18 protein-coding genes and 1 pseudogene are annotated in these 25,052 nt (G+C 40.0%); 4 read left to right on the top strand and 15 right to left on the bottom strand.

From position 1 onward, the window contains the following. Window positions 1-46: 46 nt before the first annotated feature. The 7 genes from MSBRW_RS15025 to MSBRW_RS15055 all read right to left on the bottom strand — a co-directional run bounded on the left by MSBRW_RS15025 (window position 47) and on the right by MSBRW_RS15055 (window position 10,516). Entirely contained in the window at window positions 47-2,533 is a 2,487-nt protein-coding gene (locus MSBRW_RS15025; protein WP_011306920.1) for a vWA domain-containing protein, read from the bottom strand. Beyond that, entirely contained in the window at window positions 2,530-4,413 is a 1,884-nt protein-coding gene (locus MSBRW_RS15030; protein ID WP_011306919.1) for a vWA domain-containing protein, read from the bottom strand. The genes MSBRW_RS15025 and MSBRW_RS15030 overlap by 4 nt, the downstream gene beginning before the upstream one ends. A 2-nt stretch (window positions 4,414-4,415) precedes the next feature. Then, window positions 4,416-5,297 carry a DUF58 domain-containing protein gene (locus MSBRW_RS15035; protein WP_011306918.1) on the bottom strand — a complete coding sequence of 294 codons (882 nt, stop codon included), beginning with the start codon at window positions 5,295-5,297 and terminating at the stop codon, window positions 4,416-4,418. 107 nt (window positions 5,298-5,404) lie between these two features. Then, the gene (locus MSBRW_RS15040; protein WP_011306917.1) at window positions 5,405-6,379 is read right to left on the bottom strand and encodes an AAA family ATPase; all 975 of its coding nucleotides are present in this window, start codon (window positions 6,377-6,379) and stop codon (window positions 5,405-5,407) included. Window positions 6,380-6,571: 192 nt separating this feature from the next. Continuing rightward, the gene (locus MSBRW_RS15045; protein ID WP_011306916.1) at window positions 6,572-7,465 is read right to left on the bottom strand and encodes an OadG family protein; all 894 of its coding nucleotides are present in this window, start codon (window positions 7,463-7,465) and stop codon (window positions 6,572-6,574) included. A 312-nt stretch (window positions 7,466-7,777) separates the two neighbouring features. Further along, window positions 7,778-8,659, bottom strand: a complete 882-nt coding sequence (pheA, locus tag MSBRW_RS15050) for a prephenate dehydratase (protein WP_048102761.1) — start codon at window positions 8,657-8,659, stop codon at window positions 7,778-7,780. A gap of 324 nt (window positions 8,660-8,983) precedes the next feature. After that, complete coding sequence (locus MSBRW_RS15055) at window positions 8,984-10,516, bottom strand: DUF4139 domain-containing protein (protein WP_011306914.1); 1,533 nt, start codon at window positions 10,514-10,516, stop codon at window positions 8,984-8,986. A gap of 424 nt (window positions 10,517-10,940) precedes the next feature. Here MSBRW_RS15055 and MSBRW_RS15060 point away from each other — a divergent pair, with 424 nt between their 5' ends. Further along, complete coding sequence (locus MSBRW_RS15060; protein ID WP_011306913.1) at window positions 10,941-12,518, top strand: PGF-pre-PGF domain-containing protein; 1,578 nt, start codon at window positions 10,941-10,943, stop codon at window positions 12,516-12,518. 82 nt (window positions 12,519-12,600) lie between these two features. On the opposite strand, the gene MSBRW_RS15065 is transcribed toward MSBRW_RS15060, so the two are convergent. Both MSBRW_RS15065 and MSBRW_RS15070 read right to left on the bottom strand, forming a co-directional pair. Then, window positions 12,601-13,158, bottom strand: coding sequence for a hypothetical protein (locus MSBRW_RS15065; protein WP_052305883.1), 558 nt, complete (start codon window positions 13,156-13,158; stop codon window positions 12,601-12,603). 132 nt (window positions 13,159-13,290) lie between these two features. Next, window positions 13,291-14,302 (bottom strand): annotated as a pseudogene (locus MSBRW_RS15070) (transposase). Between MSBRW_RS15070 and MSBRW_RS23610 the strand changes: the two are divergent. After that, on the top strand, window positions 14,235-14,405 hold the full coding sequence (locus MSBRW_RS23610; protein ID WP_230670188.1) for a hypothetical protein: 171 nt from the start codon (window positions 14,235-14,237) through the stop codon (window positions 14,403-14,405). The pseudogene MSBRW_RS15070 and the gene MSBRW_RS23610 overlap by 68 nt on opposite strands. A 119-nt stretch (window positions 14,406-14,524) precedes the next feature. Here MSBRW_RS23610 and MSBRW_RS15080 read toward each other — a convergent pair whose 3' ends face one another. Together MSBRW_RS15080 and MSBRW_RS15085 are read right to left on the bottom strand one after the other, a co-directional pair. Continuing rightward, window positions 14,525-15,187, bottom strand: coding sequence for a condensation domain-containing protein (locus MSBRW_RS15080; protein WP_052305882.1), 663 nt, complete (start codon window positions 15,185-15,187; stop codon window positions 14,525-14,527). A 13-nt stretch (window positions 15,188-15,200) separates the two neighbouring features. Beyond that, window positions 15,201-16,142 (bottom strand): nucleotidyltransferase domain-containing protein, encoded by a 942-nt coding sequence (locus MSBRW_RS15085; protein ID WP_011306910.1) that lies wholly within the window; start codon window positions 16,140-16,142, stop codon window positions 15,201-15,203. Between the two features lie 456 nt (window positions 16,143-16,598). Between MSBRW_RS15085 and MSBRW_RS15090 the strand changes: the two genes are divergently transcribed. Continuing rightward, window positions 16,599-17,876: a M20 metallopeptidase family protein gene (locus MSBRW_RS15090; protein WP_048102760.1), complete on the top strand. Its 1,278-nt coding sequence runs from the start codon at window positions 16,599-16,601 to the stop codon at window positions 17,874-17,876. 37 nt (window positions 17,877-17,913) lie between these two features. After that, window positions 17,914-18,351 (top strand): GNAT family N-acetyltransferase, encoded by a 438-nt coding sequence (locus MSBRW_RS15095; protein ID WP_011306908.1) that lies wholly within the window; start codon window positions 17,914-17,916, stop codon window positions 18,349-18,351. Window positions 18,352-19,010: 659 nt separating this feature from the next. Here the strand turns inward: MSBRW_RS15095 and MSBRW_RS20430 are convergent. The 4 genes from MSBRW_RS20430 to MSBRW_RS15115 form a co-directional block, all read right to left on the bottom strand. After that, window positions 19,011-19,820, bottom strand: coding sequence for a glycoside hydrolase family 16 protein (locus MSBRW_RS20430; protein ID WP_011306907.1), 810 nt, complete (start codon window positions 19,818-19,820; stop codon window positions 19,011-19,013). A gap of 1,230 nt (window positions 19,821-21,050) precedes the next feature. Continuing rightward, a complete protein-coding gene (locus MSBRW_RS15105) occupies window positions 21,051-22,262 on the bottom strand; it encodes a glycosyltransferase family 2 protein (RefSeq protein ID WP_011306906.1) in 1,212 nt (403 codons plus the stop codon). Between the two features lie 362 nt (window positions 22,263-22,624). Beyond that, the gene (locus tag MSBRW_RS15110) at window positions 22,625-23,479 is read right to left on the bottom strand and encodes an ATP-grasp domain-containing protein (protein WP_011306905.1); all 855 of its coding nucleotides are present in this window, start codon (window positions 23,477-23,479) and stop codon (window positions 22,625-22,627) included. 77 nt (window positions 23,480-23,556) lie between these two features. Then, window positions 23,557-24,192 carry a PIG-L deacetylase family protein gene (locus MSBRW_RS15115; protein ID WP_230669788.1) on the bottom strand — a complete coding sequence of 212 codons (636 nt, stop codon included), beginning with the start codon at window positions 24,190-24,192 and terminating at the stop codon, window positions 23,557-23,559. Between the last annotated feature and the right edge of the window lie 860 nt (window positions 24,193-25,052).

The following is a 25,052-nucleotide window of genomic DNA, read 5'->3' on the forward strand; positions in this document are numbered from 1 at the left end:
AAGAGTCTTGTGAGCTCTGATGTTCTGACTTCTCTTATTTTCCAGCTTAGGTCTCAACCTGCGCATTCTTGAGCTTTCTCATTTCCCTTATGCGCCTGGCAAGGATTTCTCCCAGATAAAGCACAAGCGCAGTAAGTAGTACATACACTTTCAGGCTTACCCGCTCATCAGATTGTTTCACTGAATTCTGCCGCGCATCTTTCAGTAGAAGGGCTCTTGCCTCCTTTTCATTGTAAATTTTCCCTCCAGTCGCAAGGACAAGAGGCTCTATATCCTCATTGAGACCTACATCCCGATACTCAAGCTGATAATTTACCGCAAGTGGGTAGCCTGAGATATCATGAATCCCAATATTATCCGGATTCACATTTGTCTCATAGGTATTTTTTCCGGTTAGAGCAAGGTCCAGAGCATTACCATCCAGTTTTAGCTGCGGGATTCCTTCATCGTACATTGTAAGTGTCAGGTTGGAGGGAGTGCCAAGCCAGGTATCCGGGCTGTCCACAACAGTTCCTTCTTCAGCTCTCGGGTTCGCTATTGCCCAATTGATCATACTTGAAATTAGTCTGGCACTCGATCCGTTATAAACATTAGTCGCCCAGCGAGAACCGTCCCCTTCTCCATTGTCTGTGGTAAAAGCTGCAACTCTTCCTAGTCCGAAGCGCCATGTGGTAAGTACTGGTTTTCCATTTGAAGTAGTTATAACCAAACGTTCGGCCCCGGCTTTTGGAGTCACGTCGTTATATCCCGTGATATTGGAAGTAAGGTTCACATTTTTCGTAATGAAGCTATTTGGAGAATAAGCATAGAGAGAATAATCAGACGTTGCATTTTCTTCTGTCTCTTTTTCTTCTTCGTTCTCTCTCTCCTGAGACTTATCGGTTGGCTCAAAGACTATATTTGCCCTTTCACTCATATTAATGTGGAAATAGTTATTTTCAAGCCCTAGTTCCTTCATAAACATCTCAGCATAATAATTTCTGGATTTGTCAGTCTGGGAAGGAGCTACTGAACGAATATGGATAAAGTACAGGTTTACACCGAGTTTTTGCATTTCTTTTGCAGTCTGAAGGCTTGGCTCGTAGGAATCCGCGATTGCTCCATCTGAAATGATAACAGCATCAAGTTCGCCTTCCTTGCCGGTAAGCATTTCCTTTGAAATGTTGAGTCCCGCGTCTAAGGAGGTCTTGCTCTCCTCATCGGGAATCAGTCGCTCAATCTTGTCTTTAAGAGTCGCCTGGTTCTGAGCAAGCCCCAGGAAAACAAAACCTCCGGAAACATCATATCCCTTGCTTCCAAATGCGATAACTTCGGCATTTGCATCTTTGAGATTTTCGTTCTGAAGAATATATATGGCATTTCCCAGAATATCTCCCTGGGTTTTGTGAGCTGCAGTACTGGGAGAAACGTCAAGGATAAGGACGAGATTCCGACCTCCCTTATATTCGGAAGGCTTTGAAAGCACAGGTAGGATTTTTTCAAACGAGGAATTAAGATAATTGCCGTAATTATATGCTCTTTCTCCTCCTACAACTACCAGTCCACCCCCATTAGTAACATACTTTCTAATTTCTTTTACTTGAGTTTCTGAAAGATTATCAGCGAACTGGTTATCAAGTACCAGAGCTTTGCTACTATTCAGAGCACTTGCTCCAGGATATGTAGTGGAAACAGAGGTGTTGTAAAGTTTATTAAGGATTTGAGTGAGGGGTGAATTTGGCTCACTGGTAACAAGGGTGAGCTTTGGTTTGGGAATTACATACAGAGATTTATAAAATTTATTATTAATACTGTTCAGATCTTCTCCGGAAGGAATAATTTTTACACTGATATTGTGAGCACCAAGAGTGCTAAAAGTGTGCCTGAGATTGGGGGAAATACTATACTGCGTTGAGTTTTGAGTAACGTCGCCACTTTGGGAAAGTTCCCCATCTACATATGCTTCATAGGAATAGCTGACACTTTGATTTGAAGCCTGACGGACAATTATCTTAAATTCGTTCGGGTTATCCACTACTACACTCTTATCTCCAAGAATTTCTACACTGAGGTCATTTGTCTTGAGTTCAGGCTCGACAAGGTAGACTGAAGTATTGGTTTCTTTGGCAAATCCGAGAGCATCAACAAGGCTCTTCCCGGAGTTATTGTTCCCGTCAGTAATAAGAACAATCTGATTACCAGTGCCAGAGTACTGAGTCACAGCATCTCCAAGATTTGTTTTATCGCCTGTAAGCTGGACTAAGGTCGTAGAGGTATCAGCTGCAAGAGCTTTATACAGGTCAGTACCTGTTTCATTAGAAAAAAGCTCCATACTTGAGGTCTTATCCTGAATTAGCACAAGTGAAGGGTTGTCTTCATTAACAGTCTGTGTAGCCGTTGTAAATGGAGCAGCCAAAGCGAGTACAAGGAGGAAAGCTACAAGCATCCTCCATTCCACAATCTTCGTTTTTGTCTTCCGCAGAAGATAGAACCCGGCAATTGTCACAGGAATGATGAGTAAAAGCATTTCCGGGTGTTCAAGGGATATATTCATAGTTCACCCCGCCGGCGCACGATCATAATTTCAGCTAGCATGAGGAGGAACATAACTCCTATCAGGTAATCAGTAATGTCATTTTTGACTGTATAAGTATCAGCCCTTACAAGTTTGGACTCATCATCCGCAACCGCCCGCTGAACAACATCAGATGCATCAACTGTTGTGTTTGATTCCTTGTCATTATAAAGGTTGACTGCAATTTTCTTTCCTGAAATTTCGTAAATTCCCACCTCATCAAAGAGAAGCTGGTTTGAGGTGAAAGTTTTCGAGGGAGTCTTAATTTCCTCAGTCTTCGAAAGAGACGTCAAAGTACCTGTATTCAGGTTATATTCAGAAATATCACCTGTCCCTCCAAGCCATTCAACAAGTTTTATCCAGAACACAGGATACTCAGGCAAGTTATGGAAATTGTTCCAGGCATTGTCCCCGAGTTCGTCATCCAGTCCCATATAGAAAACGGTCCCTTTACCTACCTGCCAGTAACTCAAGATAGGAACTCCATTTTCGAGAGCTACCAGAGTTGTCGAACCGGTTCTTTCAGTTGCGTTAAGGTATGTGTGAACTGAGATCTCATCGCTTCTAATGTCCTTTGTGATACTGCTCTGCTGAACTTCCTTAACTCCAAGATCGTTTCCGCTTGTTTCATTCTCAATTCCGGTAGGCTTTACAGGCAAGATCTTAATCAGGCCAACCTCGGTTTTCTCGGGGGCTAAGGCGCCGCTTGCAATGAAAACCGCATTACCTCCGTTTCTTACATAATTTTCAATTGTCTCTACTGAATCACTAGCAATTGGAGTTTCTTTCTGCGCAAGCACTACAAGCGTGTAATTGTCAATGGAAGAAGGCACGGCTTTTAAGACACTGAGATTACTGTTCGGAAGCAAGGAAAGTGCAGTTCTCGAAGGCAGTTTCCCATCGTCGGTGACAAAGAGTATACGTTGCTCTGAAGTATCTGGAATGGAAATGTAAGCTTTGTTATCAACAGACAAACTATCTTTTACATTAAGCTGAACTGTTGTAATCCCTGGCCCAAGGTTTTCAAGTGTGAACTGTTTTGTACCTCTTGCCGGGACGTCAAGGGAAAACGACGTTGAGTTTTCTGAAGTCCCACTTCCGGTCTCGATTTCAACTTTCTCGTCTTGATCTTTATAGTTTTTAATTACACCTGTGTAGCCGTATTTTCCGTCTGCGGCTTCAATCCATCCGTTGATGATTCCTATATTATCGGCAGGCTTTCCGACTTTTACGAAATTGACTGAGATCCCGTAAGACTCAGCCAGGTTTTTGGAACTAACAGGATCGTCTCCTTTCGAATTCGTGAAATCCGAAATAACGATAATTCTTCCCCCTCCTTCCTTTGATAAAAGACGCATACCTGTAGTTATGGCTGCAGACAGGTCAGCAGTGCCTGCCCCTGGTTGAACCTTACTGAAAATATCCTTTGCAGTGGACGCGTCGCCTCCATCAAGAGCAAGAAGAGGCGTATCCGAAGCCAGGATTATGCTATCTTTCTTGCTCACATAACCATCAGCAATCTTAACAGCATCAGCAAAGCGAGAATCAACCTGCATACTTGCAGAGGTATCAAGGACTAGCACTGTATGCTCTCCACTCAGCGGTTCCTGTGAAGTATAGTAATACCCTGCTGCGCCAATGGAAAGAAGAATAAGCATCAGGAGCTGGATCAGGAAAAGCGGGTCCTGCACAATTTTGGTCAGTGAGGCATAAACCCGTTTTCTTTCCCTCTCAAGTTTAAGGACAAACATGAGTGAAGGAATTGCAAATACCTTCGGCCTGGGACGTAGCATGTAAATAATAATAAGCGGGATTACACTCAGGAGAGCGATAAGAGCAAGGGGGTTTTCAAAAGGCATTTTTAGCGTCTCCTTCTCCTGATGGTATAGTAGAAAGCATCAAAAATAGGGGTGTCGGTTGTAAAAGTATAGAATTCAGCCCCTGTCTTCATACAGGCTTTTTTAATTCTTGCGCTGTGATCATCAAGCTTTTCAAGATAGCGTTCTTTAAATTTCTCACTAACATAAGTCCTGACTTCTTCTCCGGTTTCAAGGTCTATAAGCTTGCTGTTGCCCTGGATTGGAAGCATTTTTTCCGTGGGGTCTAGTACCTGGATCAAAATCAGGTCGTGGTCAGATAACCTGGAAACTGCAGTTTCTATTGCCTCGGGTTCCTGAAGAAAGTCCGAGATAAGGATTACAAGGGATCTGGACTTAATTTCCCGGCTGTACTTTATGACAGCTTCCCCTATAGAAGTGCCTCCGGAAAGTTCAAGCTCTGCCAGCCTATCAATTGCACGTAAAAGGTTTTTTCGCCCGCGGCTGGGTTTGTGTATATCGATTTCCTGCGTAAAGGTTGAGATTGCAAACCTATCATTATATTTTGTTACCATGTAGGCATAGCCTGCAGCGAGCATGGCAGCATATTCGAATTTCGAAGTCCCTTTTTCAGGGTAGTCCATACTTTTACTGGCGTCCAGAAGTATGTGGGTCGTAAGGGTTTTCTCTTCCTCAAACTGCCGCACATAGAGCTTCTCAGTCCTCGCATAGGCTTTCCAATCGATATCTTTCAGGCTGTCGTTAAAATCATATTCCCTGAACCCGATTGTATCGATGCCGTGTCCGCTTCGGGTGGAGGGACGGTTTCCGGCGTAAACGGTAGACACCCTTTTCCGGACAGAGAAGGTAAAGCGGTCAAGCTGCCTGAAAAAGTCCGTTTCAATGTTTTGTTTTGTGCGAGTCATTCTGGATCGTCAATAAAAAGCCCGGTTTATTCCGAACTTGGGAACCCTTCGGGGGTATTTTAACTTATACAGTTTCTTCCCTGGTCTGGCAATCCCAGGTTCAGGTTTCATTTGAGCTTCTGGATAATCTCCTCAATAGCCTGATCAGGAGTTATCCCGCTTCTTTCGGCTTCAAAGGTCAGGATAAGCCTGTGGCGGAGAACCGGATATGCCATATAATTAATATCCTCTTTGCTTACAAAGTTCCTGCCTTCTATAAGGGCTCTGGCTTTTGCGGCAAGGATGAGGCCTATAGATGCTCGTGGAGAAGCCCCATATTCAATATGTTCTTTGTTTTTTCTTGTCATGCCCACGATAGAAAGGACATGCTGCTTGAGTTCCTCAGAGATCGGGACCTGCCTGGTGAGTTTCTGCAAATCGAGGAGTGTGGATTTATCAAGGGTCCTGGAAACTTTTGGGACTTCAGATTTCGTATAGCGGTTTATTATTTCCATTTCTTCTTCATGGGAAGGATAATCTACAAGGATTTTTAAGAGAAAACGGTCGAGCTGGGCTTCAGGCAGGGGATATGTGCCTTCCATTTCTATGGGGTTCTGGGTGGCAAGAATGAAAAAGGGACGGTCAAGCATGAAGGTATCGTTTCCGACTGTTACCTGTTTTTCCTGCATAGCTTCCAGCAGGGCTGACTGGGTCTTAGGGGATGCCCTGTTAATCTCATCCGCAAGAACAACGTTTGCAAAGACTGGCCCTGGCTGGAACCTAAATTCTTTTTTGTTGTCCTGATCTTCAATAACGTTTGTCCCTGTAATGTCCGAGGGCATGAGGTCAGGAGTACACTGTATCCTGCTGAATTTCAGGTTCATTGCCTTTGACACTGTGGAGATCATAAGCGTTTTTCCAAGTCCTGGATTGCTCTCAACAAGGGCATGCCCTTCACAGAGTATTGCCATCACAATTTGCTCTACTACTCTATTCTGGCCCACCACAACATTTCCAATATCTTCAAAAAAGCTTTTGAAAATTGTGCCTGCGTTCTGGTAGGTCATGGCAACCTGACCAGAATCGGTATTAGTTTCATTCATATCCACTTCACCCTTTCAGTTTCTGTTTTTAGAGGCTTAAGAAGCCCGCCTTTGCTGGATGTTGCCTGCTCCTTCAGCAGTATATCAGAGCAGTGTATCTCCAGTACACTGTCTGTTATTCAAAAACTGCTTTTAGACAACCTTCGATTAACCTGAATTCAGATAAATCCAACTTTATATAAATGTTCCAAATTATTCTTCTGCAAGTCCTTCAAAGTAACTCTGGATAACGTTCTTGTATCCTTCAGGTAAATTATCATAATAAGCCTGGGAAGCCTCTGCTTCGGGATTTACCAGGCCTGATTGGGTAAATGACTCATTCGTCTGCTCTCCTGTTTCCTGGCTTGTAAAACCCTGACCTGTACCTGGAGGAATCGTCAGATCAACCTCTTTACCTTCCACCACAACAACGGCAGGCTTTCCGAAGATGTTTTCCCGGCTGGTGTTATTCGAGGTCCCGCCGTTTTCTTCTACAGGATAAAGGTCAGAGTTTGAATTCGAAACTAAGGGAAGCTTGTCGATTACTCCGTTAAGATCAGTAGGGCTGAGAGTTGTCTGGTATCCGGTTCCGGCAACATATGCGAGAATGGTAACTGCAAAAACTATTACAATCAGGTTTTTTGTAAGTTTTCTTCTGTCAAGAAAGGAAGATGACTGTACGGGTTTTGAATCGATTATGACTCCGCCTATAAGGTCCCGGACAATAATGTTGTCCGTATTGCGGTTATCATAGGCAGTCCTCAGTCTCTCCTTGAGTACAGGGTGCGTCTTTTCTATAAGGGCAATTGCATCTTTCTTTTCAGCCCTGTAATGCCTGATAGCTGTAAGGATAAGGGAGAGGATAAAAGCCAGAAAAATAAGCCCCAGAGTTTCAAAAACAACTCCAAAGCCCAAAATACTGTATTTTGCACCGGTATAAGGTTCGAAGATGCTAAACATTAAAAATAAATCTCTCATGTTGAAAAGCACGAAAAGGACATAAAGGACAAAATAAGTTGCAAACAGGTCTGCAAAGGCATAGAGTCCTCTATATTTCTTTAAAGCCAATTCGTGTTTGTTTACTATTTCTTCAATACTCAGAGCCATCTCGCTCCCTTTTACAGCCTGGAAAAGGCTGTGATCGTAGATTATTATAAGGAAGAATTCTGTAAACACAGAACATACAAATATACTATCAGAAGATATTCTAGGAAGAGAATAGAGAAAGATAGTATATAAAAGTACACGTTCCTGAATATGAATTTTTTAGATTCGCACAACAATCCAATTTTTATCAGGTTTTGTCTTTAAATTTACAAATTTGAATATATTTAGATTTCCTTATGTCCTTATTGCCAAAATTCACAGGATTCGGCTTCTGGCCTTTTACTTATTTTAAAGTGAAATAATTATGATCACTTAAGTTTTGAAAGCGGGATAGGAACCCAGTATTTTTAGCGTATCGATTTTATTTTCTATGTCTTTTAAGGTTTTTTCAATGAGTGCATCGCCTGTGTGCCCTTCAAAATCGATATAGAAGTAATAATCCCCAAGTTCTTTTTTAGAAGGTCTGGACTCGATCCTGGTCAGGTTAATCTTGTTCTTTGCAAAAGCTCCGAGGATTTCGTATAATGCCCCTGGCCTATCTTTTTCCAGATATACTATAATAGAGGTCTTAAAAGCTGAATGGCTGGAATTCTCAGGTTTACCCGTTTTATCTTCTGTGGAACATAAAACCTGCTCGTCCGAGATTTTTCCTGCGGCTTGCAAAGCAATGAAGCGGGTGTAGTTTTCTTTCCTGTCCTGTATATTTGGAAGAAGAACCTTAAGCCTGTAGCACTCTGCAGCCTCAGGAGAAGCTATTGCTGCCATTTCTTCAAATTCTCCTGCAAGCCTTGCTGCATGGGAAGTACTGCCTGTGCTCCTTAGTTCAGCCTCAGGGAAATATTTTTTTAAAAAATGCCTGCACTGGGCAAGCCCCTGAGGATGTGAAAGAACGACCTTAATCTTCTCAGGTCCGCCTTTCGAGAGCAGGCAGTGCTCGATTTTGACAACAATCTCCCCAACTATCTCAACCCCATTCTCAAGAAGTAAATCAAGAGTAATGCCTACCGAACCTTCAATAGAGTTTTCTATCGGAACTATCGAGAGATCGGATTTTCCCTGTATCACAGCCAGAAATGCGTCCTCTATGTCTGCAAAGTATTGAATTTTTACATTATCTAGCCTATGTCTCAGGGTCCAGATTTGTGCTGCTTTTTCCGAGTATGAGCCTTCGGGCCCCAATACACCGATAATCATCTGAGGGGTTAATTGTAGCGATGGTAATAATATTTTTTGCCCGAGTCCTGTCACCCGAGTCCCGTCTCGGGAGGACGGTGCCCTTTTCGCTCACTTCGTTCGCTCAAGAGGGCTGAATTATAATGAAGATTCTTAGTTGAGCTAATATGACTTAATTATGGGCAAGTAAATTGTCTTTCAACTAGCTCAGAGGCTGGTTTATGGGATAGATATTTCTGTTTTTCCGTTTTTCTATTTTTTCCACAATTATAGGTTCTATATTGGATATTCTGCGGGCTTTGGTAGTGTAAATCCCGCTTTTAACAATTTTCTGTCGTTTTTGGATTAATAACTGCGTTCTACGGTGTAGGTAACTTTCTTTGAGCTGTTTGCGGGTACGGTTATCTCCCATTCAGCGGTATAGGCGTCTTTTTTCTCGTATGGGTCAGAGGTGTTTATGATTTCCCAGTCGCCGTAGAAGTTTTCTACGATTTTTACTTTCTGGGGTTCAGATTTGTGGTTTTTGATTTCGGTTTCGTAACTTTCTTTCCAGACATTCGAGCTGATTTTATCGTAATTTTTCTGGGTTCTTTTGCCTGTTACATCAAAAGCGTTTCCGACAACAACTTTTATCTCTTCATCTTTTGGAGTGTGTTTTATGCTGTCTTCTCCGAGGAACTGAAGCTGGCCTTCTGAGTCAGTTTTGTATACCCTCAGAACCCCGGCAGGAAGAGGCATTCCAAGGCCTTTTTCTTTTGAATTGTTGAAGCTCAGGGCAACCTGGACATTACTGCTTTTCGAAACATCAAAAACAAGCTCCTTTTCTACAGGCACGGAATTGACAGAGAGCAGGGAAAGTTGTTTTACCTGATTATTCCTGAGGGTAGCCGACCTTTGAAGGGTATATAGGTGATATTCAAAGAAGGATTCCTCAACGAAACTCTCTACGGCTTCGTCATATGCAACTCCTTCTTCTGCAACCGCCTTTCTCACAGGTGTTTCCTGTGGTGCAGTTACGCGGTTAATTTCCCCTGCAACCAGTTTCAGTTTGGCATTTTCATAGGTTGTTCCTGCTTCATTATTAACAGTAACCCAACCCTGGATATCGGCTTTCTTATCATCCGCACTGGTCTTTACGATATAGTTTGCTTTCCAGCTCATTCCATTTGTAAGATAGGAAGTGAGGACATCCCTCTTGCCTGTGGTAGATGAGTAGACCTGCCAGATAAGAGTGGGTTTTGTGAGTAGCCCGGCAGAGTCAGGAAACTCCACTTTCGAAATTTCGGAAAGAGTTACAACTTTCCCGTCACTTAACCTGAGCACCAGTCCCTTATTGTCATCATAGCTCATGAGAACCCCTGTGTATGTACCTCCTTCTTTTTCGGTTACAGTGATTTCCTTATCCAGGAATTTCCCCAGAAGCTCCTGGCTGCTCATAAGGTCGTATTCATAATTCTGCTCCAGTACGACAGTATTCTTATTTTTCGTATCCTCAAACATTACTGATGTCGGATCAATAAGAGCAGCAACGTCCTTATATTCAACCCTGTTCACTCCTGAATCAAGATCGAGTTCCCTTTTTTCTTTTACAAGGGCAAGGTTATTATTGTAAACAGTAACTTCAGTACCGGAATCAACTGCCTGAGCACCTGCTGTGAGAATCTCCAGTGGGTTTGAAGCTTGTACTCTGGTAACTATGTTCGAACTGGATTCTATTCCGTTAACTGCAGTTTCAGATCTATCTGCTTGAGTTGCTTGAGCCGTACTTGCTGTAAAATCGGGATGGAAGGTAAAATCAGGATACACGAAAGCTGCAGATGCAGTTAAAATCAATCCTGATGCCAGAATCAGCCAGATGTAACTTTTCTTTATTTTCATGAAAAAAGAGTTGGTGACTTTCTTATTTATATTTAGCTTTAACTGCAGTTATATTCGAAGTTATCTATCGATTTTCAATATAGCTTTTTATAAGGCTTTAAATATGGCTTCAGGATTTTGAATAGCTTCCTGTCATATTCCCTATCCGATGTATCATTTTTCAAAAGCTACAGACTGTAATAATTCTATTTTTGATCTTTAGAACAACAGGACAGAAGACAGTTATAAATAATATATGCAACTACATAATCAATAATCTTATAAAGTGAGGGGTCAATTGGTATTAGAAAATACCTGAAAAAGAAGTAAATAATAGGAAATGAGCTAGAAGATAAATTGGAAAAGAAACAAGCTCAAAAACGAATCATATGGCAGAGAATCGGGTAACCGAAAAAATCTGGAAAAGAATTAAGGATCCGTTCTTATGAATTTCATCAAAGCTTTCAGGAATAAAAGCCGGATTAAACTCTCAGGCATTATTTCAGGCTTCGTTCTGATTATTTTGTTTGCCTGGATAATCCTCCCTGCCTCAGCCGCAGGGGTCGAAGCAAATAGGGAGATTTCTGCCGGAACGGTTAACCCAGGCGAAAGTTTTGCAGTAACCATACATATAATTACAGATCAGGATCTTGAATCCCTGACGCTCGATGAAAATCTCCCTGACGGGTGGCGTGTAAGCCAGTGGGAAAATAATGAGGCTGTGTTTCAGGAAACCAGCACATTCAAAGCATCAACTTTGGAATGGATCTGGGTTGAGAATCTTTCAGCAGGGGAAGAAAAGACAATTGTGTATAATGTGACCGTGCCTTCGAATTCCGAACCTGGAAACTTTACACTTTCGGGTAGGATCTCTGCTTATTCTGTTCCTGCTGCCCCATTGGAAGGACTTTCTGAAATAATGGTTACTTCTTCGCCGCTTGAAGCCAACTTTTCCGCAACTCCTCTCCATGGACCTGCTCCTCTGATGGTCCAGTTCACGGATTTATCTACCTTCAATCCTGATTCCTGGGAGTGGGACTTTGATGGAAACGGGAATATTGACTCAAATGAAAAGAATCCGGTTTACACATACGAGGGTCCTGGCACCTACACTGTTATATTAAGGGCAACTAACAGTACGTATGGAAATAGTACATATAGAAATAGTACCCGGACAAAAGCAGGATATATAACTGTAACCGAAAAATCTTCAAGTTCTGGAGAAAATGTGGGGAGTGAAGGAAGTAGCGGAGGAAGTAACGGAGGAAGTAACGGAGGAAGTAACGGAGGAAGTAGTGGAGGAGGTGGGGGAGGTGCAGGCTCTCCAGAATCAACCAAGAATGTCGAACAGAAGGAAATTTCAAATGAACAGGTTTTCAAAGGCATTCACACATGTTTTACTTTTAAAGGCGAAGCAAATGAAATCGTCACCGTGGAGTTCGATCCGAAAAAGAATTTCGGAAAAACAACTGCTATTGTAGAAATACTAAAAAATACATCCTCAATTGTTAAGGAACCTGCACCCGGAATTGTCTACAGGAACGTAAATATTTGGGTTGGGAATAGCGGCTTTTCAAGCCAGGAAAATTTTGAAAATGCCCGCATAAATTTCAGGGTGAGCAGGGCCTGGACTACCGAACAGGGAGTCAGCAAAGATACTGTAACTCTTTATCGCTACAGTGAGGGGGTATGGAACTCACTGCCCACAACATTCAGTAGAGAAGATGAAGTTTACTTCTACTTTACCGCAGAAACTCCAGGCTTTTCTCCCTTTGCGATCTCAAGTATTAAAATAAATACCAGATCTATTGAATTCCCTCAAACTAAAAATGAAGAAAATGAGGTTAATAATAAAAGTGATCTGTCTGATGGAGAAAAACAAGAAAATATAACAAATATAAACTTAGAGCTTGATAACGAAAATGATAACGAAAAGAAAGATGTTCCGAACCCTGGTGTTTTCTTGACTGCTATCGGATTTCTGACTTCGTATGTGATATTGAGTAAGAGGAAGCACAGGTAATTATTGAAAAAGGACGGAATAAAAATAAAAGAAATGGGTAGGAAAGTAAAGGGCCAGGAAAGCAATAAAGACAGCCATACTCTCAAGAGTCATGGCAGGAAATCAGCTCACCAGCAACCAGGCCAAGCAAACAATCTACATTCTCTTTCCGTATAGCAGGTTCATAATAACCTGCTGTAAGAGTAAGTGTTTCCTGGTAGGTTGAAATCCCAAGCATAAAAGCAGGGGTATGGAAAGCCGGAGTTACCAAGTAAGCGTCTTTGATAACTGTTTCTCCAAAAAGAAGGGGGTAAGGACTGATAACTCCTAAATTAGTGAGCATAGGAGAAGACCTTCCACTTGTTAGAGATCTTTCCCATTCTTTTTTGTTCATCTTAAGAACTTCCCGAAAACCCATACCGGACATTAATTCACAGGCAAAAGCGCTTTTTATTCCTGGAAAGCTAGTTTTAATGCTTTTCATGATGGATATGACTCTTTCCAGAGTGGCAACAAAAGGTTCACACTTGATTTCAGACAGTTTCAAACTTTCTATTCCAGATAAATTAGAAATAGCTATATTTTCTCCTTCCGGCAAATAACGGCGTAAATCCACTGTAAACTGTATTTCCATAGGAGAATCAGATCCAGGTTTTATCATGTTAAATAACGCCCGAAAGAAAGCTGTCAGGATAACATCGTTTATTGTTGCCCCGTGGGTTTTTGCATAGGCCGAAATACTTTGAAAATCTCGTTGGTATATTCTTTTTATAGTAGTCCCCTCTTAATTTCTTCATTCAGAGAAGGCTTGCAATTCCTTCCTTTCATTAATACCGTAATTTACAGTTACCCCTACTAAAAGTACAGCTAAAGAACAGTACTTTTGGACAGAACTCCTTGTATATCTGTGTAAATTCTCCATAGAATATGCTTTCTTCGCTATTTTGAATACATCTTCTATGATTGACCTTACAGATCTGAGTTCTTTCCATTTGCTTATTAACTCTTTAAACTTTGCAATTATTTCTTTGTAGAATTTAATTTCTTTTTCAGTATTTCTTCTTAAATCAAATATTTTCAGAGGATATCTAAACATATTGAAAAGTTTCTTAAAATTACAGTTTTTCCTTGGAAAAATTAAAGGTACTACCTTAAAATTTCTTACAGATATAACGTAGTTTTCATAGGAATAGTACCCTCTATCAGCATAGATAACGTCACCTGCTTTTATTATTCTCTTTCTTTTAAGTTCTTTAAGTATTTCAGGATAAATTTTAGGTTCTGCTACATTTGCTTCATTAATCAGAAACGCTAAAGGTTTTAATGTTTGAGAATCAAGTGCAAGAGTAAGTTTCATGCCAATGAAGAAACCTCTATGGGTTGAATGGCCCCACTTGTATTCTTTGTTTTTTAGGCTTTCTTTGGTAATCTTTTTAGCGTGCCAGTTCAGGTTAAGGTTTATGTCAGTACTATCAATAATAATGTCTCTTGATCCATTTTTTTCTCTTAGGGCATAAATCATTCAATATTTCAAAAACAAAAGCAGTAAACTCTTGGGGTTCATACTTACTAAGAATGCCATAAACTTCCTTTTCAGTTGGTACTAAACTGATTTTTAAAAAGTTTCTCAAGCTTTCTCTTTCTTTTAATTCCTTTATAGAATAAGAGATTTCACAAGAAAAAAACATGCTTAGAAGAACAATTTTTATAGTAGGTACTGATCTGTGGAGGGGCACAATGCCCCTCCTTGTAAGAGTTTGCTTACAGAATCTCAAATCAAAAACATTTAATATTTCGGACAACAATTGCCATTTGAAATCTTCATTTAGTGGTATAAGTGGAGGTTTCGTAATAATCACCAGAGAAGGATTAAAAATCCTTCTCAATAAAATTTACGATTTTTTATGACATTAATTAAAATTCAGACGAAAAATTGAATGTACTTTTTTGAGGGGAACTACTAATAACCTTAATTAATGGAACAAATAAGTAATAACCTCTAGTTTGAGAGTGAGTTTAAGAGGACCCTATTTTATAGAGAACCGTATCGATTCTGACTCTACAACAGATTGTTGCCAGGGAAAAGCCCATGTAGGCTCTGATTCTTCACTTTCAGAAGTGAAAAAAGACTTGAGGTCAGTTATTCCCAGGGCCTCAAGTACAGCACTCTGGTCTCTTTTTCCTTGTATGTTCGGTTCAGGTTCAAAAGAAGAATCTATACAAAGCTGAGTATATATACCGGCCAGTAGTTTAAGGTATTCTTTGGCACTCCGACCGTCGCAGCAGGCATGATTGAGTTTGATACATAGAGTATCTTCCTGACCACATCGCACCAGCAGTGCTAGCACCTGTGGGTCATGGTCCATGTTTAAAGGCTCCAGCAGGAATTTCATAATTGATTCTTTCCTGTCCTGCGTTTCTTCCAGCCTGCACCATGAGATCTTTTCGGGATAAGCGAGGCGTTGCCAGAAAGGACTGTCGTCCCTTTCAACGAGCAGGCAGCCCAGTACAGGCTCGGCGTCAGTGGACAATCTTACGGCTCGAGCCAATTTCACCTCATCCAGCCTATTTCCTAAATGTATCACAGCTTGAAGTGTATAATTTGAAATCCCATAGCGAGCCACATAATTGAATTGGTCTTGTAAGGTGGCAGGCATCGTTCGGGAAATTTTCTGAGATTTTATCCCCACAAATAGACCTCTTTTATATATGCCCGCACCTCTCAAGCCAGGAAAGAGACTTTATCCATTCCCCTTTTGGTTCCCTTGAAGTGCCCACAACAAGCCGTTTAATGTCTCCGACTTCTTCAACGATGCCGCAAGCTTCTATTAACTCTCCTGGAAGTGCCTGGCCTGCATAGGTGTGGGTATATGAGAGCACATGGTCGATCTCATCATGATCTACCTTGTAATACGCAGGGCTGTCAAAAGCAAAGTCGGCATTTGTAACTTTGGCTTCGATTTTCATTTTGACTGTATCCTTCCCGCGCAGAAGAGGTTCTTTTATCTGGTCCCATTCCCTTACGAAAAGAAGGTCAAAATAAGTGCCTTCGACCATGCCACGGTTACCTTTTCTCGATTCGTGCAGCATGAATTCATCAAACGAAATCTCTGGAATTCTCTTAGTATAGATTCTCTGCCACATCTCCTCATCAATTTCTTCAATGGGCCCTTCCTGCTGTTTTGCAGCAGCTATTGAATCCCTTGCCCTGAACCATGCAGGTCCGTACACAACAAAGTCAATATCCGAGCTCTCATTCTGTAGGCCTGCGAGCATTGAGCCAGTAACTCCCATACTTGTCCTGGGAATGCCTGCTAGGTCAAGGGTCTTTACGATTGCCCTGACGCGGCTGTCAGAATTTACAAGCCTGGGAATCGCATCCGAGGGGCGAAGTACCTGTTTTACCTCAGATTCAGGCACCACATGAACATCCTGAACCCATTCAGGCCTGTGCTTCCTCATGAACTCAAAAGCCGGACCAAAATCATATTTTTTATATCGTATTCCGTTTAACTCCCTTTCCCCTTTCTCATCGGGCACGTAGCGGAGTGTGGCACGGATTCCATCGCTACGGAAATAGTCGGAAACCGCAAAAAGCCAGTTATCTTTCGTGACAAGAAAATCCCTCAAGCGTGTTTTTAGCATTTATACCATCATCCCTGGAACTTATAGGAGCACTTCAGAGTACTCGGGTTTAAGGAACTTTAACGGTTGGGCTTTATAATAATTTATAATAAATAATGGGAAACGTATTGTGATATTCCTGTATATAATTAATCAGGTGTTTTAAAAAACCCTTTTGAAAAAACCTTTTTGAAAAAACCCTTTTGAAAAAACCCTTTTGAAAAAAGGCTTTAGCGAAAATTTCTGGAACAAATGTCATGTTCTGGAACAAACGGCATAGTAAAATGGATAATATACTTGGAGCTACAGATACTTAAGGGAAATATGCTGAAGGAATAAGATAGACACAAACAAAGTATATTAAAATAGAACATCCTGAAGTAAAAAATATTTAATATTACGACCAGTCGATATAAAGACTATAAATATTATGGACCAGTAAGCGGAACAGACTGCAAATGCAGAACATCCGAGGGAATGCTTTTGAGAGAAAATCCGAGTGCAGATGAGCTTGAAGCCTGGATTATACAGCTCAGGCGCGAATTTCACAGATACCCCGAACTCAGTTTTGGAGAATACGAGACCCAGAAGAAAATTCTGAAAATCCTTGGAGAACTGGGAGTAGAAGCCAGAAAAATTGCAGATACCGGTGTACTTGCAAGCATTCGGGGGAAGTTACCTGGGCCCTGTATCGCCCTTCGATCAGATACGGATGGGCTGCAGGTACAGGAAGAGTTGACTGAAAGAAATAGCGACTATATTTCCAGAAACGATGGAGTAATGCACGCCTGCGGACATGACGGACATATGGCAATGCTTTTTGGGGCTGCACGGCTTTTTCAGGAGAACAGGAATTTTCCAGGGGAAGTTCGCCTTATCTTCCAGCCTGCCGAGGAAATCCCACCAGGAGGTTCGGAGAAGGTAATTGCAGAGGGAGGGCTTGAAGGTGTGGATGCAGTTATGGGCATACACATCTTTACCAATCACGAATCAGGAAGTGTGGGTTTTCGTCCCGGACCTTTTATGGCAAGCACCAATCGGTTTGAAGTGATAGTTAAGGGAAAGGGAGGCCATATCTCAAAGCCTAAAAGCTGCATTGATCCCGTCCGAATAGTAACGGATTTTCTGAGCAACCTTTATCCAGCCCTGGAAAAACAGCTTGAACCGGATAAGTATATCATTGGTGTGGGGAGGATTCGAGGAGGGGCCCAGTTCAACAGAATTCCTGATACTGTAGAGGTTCTTGGAAGTTATCGATCCTTTGACCGAGAGACTACGGATATCATTGATAGGACAATGAAAGAGTGCCTGGATGAGGTAATAAAAAGATACGTAAAGCCGGGAGACGAATTTTCAGGCTTTCCGGACTACGAGCTTGATATACTGCACGGCTATCCTGTCCTTGTGAATGACCCTATGTTCACAAACGCTGTAAATTCAAAGATGCAGGAGAGTTTCCCGAAACTTACAATCTACCCTGAACTCGAAAAAACCTTTGCCGCTGAAGATTTTGCAAGTTACCTGCAGAAAGTTCCAGGAATTTTTATTTCCCTGGGTGACCTAAACCCGGAAAAAAAGATAGTGGAAATCAATCACTCTTGCAAGTTTGATATTGATGAAGATATCCTGATTACCGGCACGGAGATATTTTACACTGTTTCCCTGGACTTTCTCAAAAACCCGGAAAAATATCTCAGTTCCCAGAGTTATTTGAATTCCGAATCCTTAAAAAAGAGCCTGAAAACCGACAAGTAAATAGGAAATGAACTGTACGGTTTGCAGAGTGAGTTAAATGATAATCCAGAGATACGACAATTCCAGAAAGGAAGAAGTCCGTGACGTTGTGCTTGGAGTGTTGAAGGAGCACGGCTTTGAACCCGACAGGCTAAAAGATGCCGACCTCAATGATATAAACGGGTATTATTTTGGAAGTGGAGGTTCTTTCTTTGTGGGAATCATCGACGGCAAAGTCGTAGGCACTGCAGGTGTCCGAAAACTTAGCGGAAACCGGTGCGAAATCCGGCGTATTTATCTTAAAAAAGCCTTCAGGAACAAAGGCAACGGAAAACAGCTCTTCAGGACTGCTCTCGATTTTGCTGAGAAAAACTGCTCAGGTGTGTTTCTTAAAACCGATTCAACCCTCACGAAAGCTATAGACATGTACCTCAAGCACGGCTTTACTTTCAAGAAAGAAGAGACAGGGTACCTGTATTTCGAAAAAATGTTTTAACGCCCGAGTCCCGTCTCGGGAGGACGGAGACATTTTCGCTAACTTCGTTCGTTCAAGAGGGCTGAATTACTCGAGTCCCGTCTCGGGAGGACGGAGACATTTTCGCTGACTTTGTTCGCTCAAGAGGGCTGAATCTGACTTTCCGCAGGTGCCTGATAAATTAATTTATTTCTCTGTTAATATATTAATATTAAAAATATCTTGTCTTTCTTCGGATTCATGCGTCTTCGATTAAGGAATCAGTTAACCATAACATGACTACTACATTTATCTATACATCTTGATTTACTTTACAGGTTTACATAAAAACACGATAATAGTAACATTTTTTTAACAGATCGTATATTACTAGATGACGAATGTATCCGAATTTAATTATGCTTGTTACAACACGTTCTCTTGCTCATCACTGAATCGTTTCTGGTATTTATGATGAACTTGATATTGGAAAGGTGATTGATGAGACTCAGTACCAAAATCCAGTGATAAATGTAAAATTCAAAATCACTGGATTTTATAAATGGTCATCATCCGTGTAATACAACTTAGTGATTCAAGTCTTTAGATAGCGAATATCGATTTTGATAAAAACTGGATTCTTCTTGCTAATTCAGATTTTCTATCAAAAATGCAAAAATTACTGGATTTTGGAACAGAGTCTACTGGATGTGGATTTTATGCTTAATCGATGACCAGTGAAAGGAGCTTATAATCACTTCTACTGGTTTGTCATTACTTGGTGGTACACTATGCTGCAACCAAAGGTTCATCATTACTTTTGCTTTTACTTTAGGAATATCTCTAGTATTTGTACAGTGCCAATTAGCAATGATTTTGCCATTTGACGCTCTAGCAGTGTAATGTATGTAAGTTGGTCGCCAATCGAATGTATAAGTCACGTCAGTTGCGTTTATATAACTAGAAGTAGGTGACACAAATGTTACTGTTTGGTCTGGTTGGCATGTGAAATGTAGATGGTCTGAGCTTGAGTTACCCCACTGACCTGATTCAATATCAATTTCATGATTGTCATCTGTATATGTGAAGAGTCCAAGTACTACATTTTTATCAAGATTTAATGATTGTGAAGATACTACCCATGTATATCTTCCATATTTAAAGTTTTTAACACTATCCAGCTCAGCACAATTCCAATGACCATCTTTATAGTTTATTTCAAGGTGTAGTTTACCATCTGAATCTACATATGTGTTATTTGGGTTCCAATAGTTTGATCCAGGACCTTTTATACCACTTTTAAGTGTCCAATCATATCCCGACCAACGAAGTACACTTGCATTTGATTGTAGTTTCTCTGAATCTGCATATGCGTCATTTGGGTTACAATTATTTGATCCAGGATCTTTTATACCACTTTTATGTGTCAAATCATATCCCGACCAACCAAGGGCACTGGCATTTGATATAAGTAATATAATCCCAATTAATATGAATATCGATTTTCGCATATTTTCACCATTATTATAAATCTTTTTTATTTTATATAAAGTTTTATTACAAATAGTCCATGACTAAAAATATAAATTTACGTTTAATAAATAAAAACATATATATATCATATTAACGATAAAGTAGGATTTAAAATATTCAAATTAGCTATAATAACATCAAAAATCGTTTTTATTAACACTGCATGAGTAAATTTTGATATTTTTTTAATTTTTTGATCTATGGATTTTTACTTAAAATCATGCCGAACAATAAAATTTTAATTTCACTGAAATAAATTATTTTTTTACCTTAACTCTGTTACGAATAGGAAATTTCTTTTTCAATAACAATGCTCTAGATCATGTTTCACTCCGAATAATTAAAACACAGTACCGAATTTTTCCGTGTATCGCCAGCGGAGAGAAAGATAACAAATTAATGTTTGGGCCTATAGGTCTCGAATTTAAAAATAAGTACTTTTTTATATCCTATAGGAAATAAATTTTCTTCATATTTTTCAGTTTATTTCATATAAAATTATTGATATCTAAAAAATAAATAGCACTAAATGTATAAAAAATTTCTGGTAGAATTGAAAGCAATAGGGAGGGAAAATGCAAAAATCCGTTAAAAAACAACACCAAAATGCACAATTCTTGAATTGGTTTATTCCTTACGCGAGGGAGAGTTAAGGTTTTTAATGAAAAAGAAAACAGTTTCATTACAAAATAATTATGAAACAAATGCATTGAAATAACTAGAAATTTAAGGGTATATATTATATCAGTCAATCTTTTGGCAGTGTGCCTTAATTTCTGTAAAATAATAAATTTTGATAAGTTTGTGTTTTGGGAATTCGATAACAAGAGTACTTAATTATGCTCAGTATACAAAAATTTGACTTTGAATTTTCAGAAAATTTGCACACTGCCTGATGTTAGTGTACCAAAAGTTAATCTGTTGCACAAATTTTCGTCCCGTACTTTTAGGTTATAATTGGTACTCTTATATATCAGTTGTGAAGTTTTTTAATTGTTTCGTAAAATAACACGATTTTTTGCAACGGAACCGATGAATATTATTCGGCCTTACGCATTTGAAGTACAAAATCAAGCACTTTAGGCATTGTGACTTGTTTGATAATTTAAACAGTTGAAGGTTTGATGCTATTGATTTCTCAGTTCAACCGCGTAAGTCCTATATTATGATAAAACAGGCTATTCTGCATATTATTGAGTTGGAATCTCTCAGCGGCTTACAATGCCGGTCCGATCTAGCTTGTTCCATTTTGCCTCCTTTCTACGCAGCTCAACGATGATCGCCCATAGCATTACTACATCCATCATAAAGGAATATAGTACCCATAATGGTATCACGTAGAAGTATTTTAAATCAAGCCAAGCTCGGTCAAGGGCAATAGAAAATAATAATGCAAAAATGGAAGAGAACATACCAAGCCAACCCATGATGCTTATCCAGCTTAAAGGAATGGGATTAATGTTGCGAAATAGCAAGATTGGCAACAGTATGATTGATATCAACTGTAGCAAAGGTATGATAATCATTGATGTTAAGTTAATAGGCAAATAAAAGGCAAAAAGGCCATACTTTGGATTGAATAACATATCTCGGTGAATATAAGCGGTCTTAAGTAACCCACGCGCCCATCGCACGCGCTGCTTCCACAGGCCCGTGATAGTTGAGGGTGCTTCTGCATACACTATGGCCCAAGGTTGAAACACTACTTTGTAACCTGCCTTGTGCACACGCCAGGTCAATTCCATATCTTCGCCTATAAATCCCTCTAAGAAGGGACCAGTCTTTTCAAGAGTGCTAGATCGGTAGGCGCCTATATTTCCAGACACGACAGGAAGGCAATCAATAGTAGACAGCGCTCTACGCACAAAGCCTGTGCCTACGTGAGTGAGCAAGTTCGCCAGTTGTGTCTGAAGCTTATCTAGGTTAATGGGAGCATCGTTGCCACATACTGCACCTACATCTTCGCTGATAAAACCACTGAGCATCTTGCTTATGGTATCAGGAGCAAAGATGCCGTCAGCATCGACGAAGAATATTACTTCTCCTTTGGCTAGTTTTAGTCCCACGTTAAGAGCTGAGGCTTTGCCTCCATTTTTCTTGGTTACCACAATTACATGAGAGTTCGTTTCATAATGCTGCATCTCTTCAAGTGTATTATCAGATGAACCATCATCTACTAGGATAACCTCATATTCTGAATAATTTGATTCTAGAATGGACTTTATACAATGGCCTATCACTTTTCCTTCATTATAGGCTGGTACCACTATAGAGACAAAGGGATTCTTGCTGTTGAATATATTCTGTTTGCTTTTGCGCATTTCGAAAGCTAAAGATAGTGGATAATATGGAATTGTCAGAATACCTACAGAAAAGCAGGTGAATCCTATAATATAGAAGAATAAAAGAAGTGGCTCCATGACTCTGTTCCAAAATCCAGTGATTTTTTCATTTCTTGATTGAAAATCTGAATTAGCAGAAAAATCCAGTTTTTGTCAAAATCAATATTCGATATCTAAAGACTTCAATCCCGAAGTGCCCGTAACAAAATAACCTATGCAACATATAATTTCTTGTAACTTTGATTAGCGACCCTGATAGTGAAAATCAAAATGCCCAATCGGTAATATGCAGAGTTTATTATTCTATGCAGAGTTTATTCTATGCAGAGATTATTCTGTGACGAGGCCGAAGTTGTATCATAAGGCTTGTGATCAATTACAAAATCTAGTGATTTTGGATTTTACGTTCATCACTGGATTTTGGTATTGAGTCGACTCCATTAGCAAACTCTAAAATCTTCCAAAACTGCATCCAGTACTTCTTTGGCTCGGGCAATATTTGCCCCAAACCTGGCATTGACCTCTAGAACTGCAGGATTGTGATCTTTTCGACGGCGAATATCTATGTCCATTGGGCCGGTCAGATTCATAGCCTTTGCTGCAGATATAGCTGTATCTGCCACGTCTGGAGCGTTTACGCGCTTCACTTCAGCTGCGTTGCCCACGATTCCTTCTTTTAGCTTAGTCTTTTCTAAAACTACGATAACAGATTTTTTCCCAATATATACCTCAGGTGCGTAATCCGTTCCAGGGAGAAACTCCTGCAATATATATCTGTCATCAAGCATGGAGATTGCAGGCCAATCCTTTATGTTTCTAATAACTACCTCTCTACCACCTCTACCTACTCGCGGCTTACTCAGGCATGGCCATCCCAAATTAAGCGAGATCTCTTCAGGCGAAGAGACCTGTGAAGGTAGTAAGTACCTGGGAACACATATTCCATGGCTCGAAAGCCGTTTATATGTCAGAAATTTATCATCTGCATCGGAGACTGCTTGATATTGGCCAATTACCGCCGGTATGTCACTCCATTTTTTCCATTCTGAGGCTAAGATTGGCAATTCCTCACTCACAGTTGGAATCAGCAGTTGAATGCTCTCTTCGATCGTAAGAGTATATAGTTTTTCCAAAAACGATGGGTGTGAAGCAGGAGGAATCCTATGCACCTTGACCCCTGGAAGCGAGATCCTCTGCATATCAACGCCAATGACGGTATGTCCTTTTTCTAAAAGGAGTAATGCAACATTACGACCGGCTGGGCCTCCAATACCAGTCACCATAATCTTTACCATAAATAATCCTTCTTGTCCAATCTATGATGGGTCCTTTTAAATTTATGATTGTTTATGTCATATGATCACAGATACAATTAAATTTGTAAATTAATCCGAATCGCCTCAAAGCCTTCTGCTTCTTCCAATTTTGCTTGAGCACCTCGGAAGATGGCTTTTCCATAAACCTGCTTTGGCTGTACATATTTCTTTTTGTTTTGATCTTTATGTTCCTGGATACTTTCTATTTTAATATCTATATACTGTTTGATATTTATAAAAACATTTGGTTGGAAGTCCTGGGTAGTAGAAGGGCTTTCATAGCATAATATAGTACTCAGATTGCGGCAAGCACGCAGTGTTGCATCGTGAACCGCTCTATGATCCTGATGTATATCGTGAATTGAGTGTGTAAATACCATATCCGGTTTCAACTCGTTTACGATTATTTCGATTTGTTTGCTAATCTCCAAGATGAACTGATCCAGTCTAGTATCAGGAAAATCCATAATTTCGACCTTATTTATGCCTAAGAATTCAGCGCCTTTCGTTGCTTCTATAAGCCTAGATGAACTATTACCCCCACGTTCCCCTTTGCTTACGATCAAGCTCATTATAGTGTGCCCTGCATCGGAAAGCTCTGCGATAGATCCTCCACAGGCGATCTCTATGTCATCTGGATGAGCTCCAAGCACCAAAATTTTCCTCGGTTTTGGACTCGGTTCAACTATCAATTTCATCCACACAATTCCTATCAGGAGTGTACTCTGTCCTATGATGCCCAGGCAATCAGCAACTAACTGGTACCATATAGTTGAATCTGGGTTTATTAGGCAGAATAATTGAAGGGTAGCTGAAAAGATATTGCTGATTAATACGATCCAAAAAATGATTCTAGACCTACGGACCGTTCTCCTCAACGGCAGCTTTTTCGTTAAAATGAATATAATTACTATAGTGAAAATTATGTAATTAATTAGATGTATAACTTCTGCCAAGTCAAACATATGCGCCCTCGAACTTCAATCTTATCTCTTGGTTGGGTTCCAATCTTTTAGAGCACTCTCTAAAATTTGGTGGTTTACTAATAATCAGTTGATATTTTCCAGAAGATACACACATTCGCATTCCGCTCTCTATTTTTTTTCATATACACTCAATTTTCCTGTATGTAGGCAAGCTTAAAAAACAAATGAAATTAAACAAATAGGACTTATGCTATTCATTTTTCAGTTCAACTGCTTATGTCCTAAAGCAAAGATGCTCTAAGACAAAATATCAATCATCCAATAACCCATATTAGACATAAATGGAAAATCTTAGAAATACAGTAGTTTTCCTATAAAACTACTGTATTTTCCCCCTTTATCTTAACATATATTTCTTAATAATAGTTTCATCCAACCAATAATACAGTAGTTTTAAGTAAATAACTTTACTATAAACTATCTAAATTTATAAATTAAATTAAAATTTTTTGACTGATGATGTAATTTAAATAGTCACAGTTCATGACTCTCATATTCGGCAGGTCGACATAAAAATCCATTTAATTTTTCTATTGATATCGTTTTTTTTTCAAAACTTTTACAAT

The sequence above is a fragment of the Methanosarcina barkeri str. Wiesmoor genome (assembly GCF_000969985.1).
Taxonomy (GTDB): domain Archaea; phylum Halobacteriota; class Methanosarcinia; order Methanosarcinales; family Methanosarcinaceae; genus Methanosarcina; species Methanosarcina barkeri_B.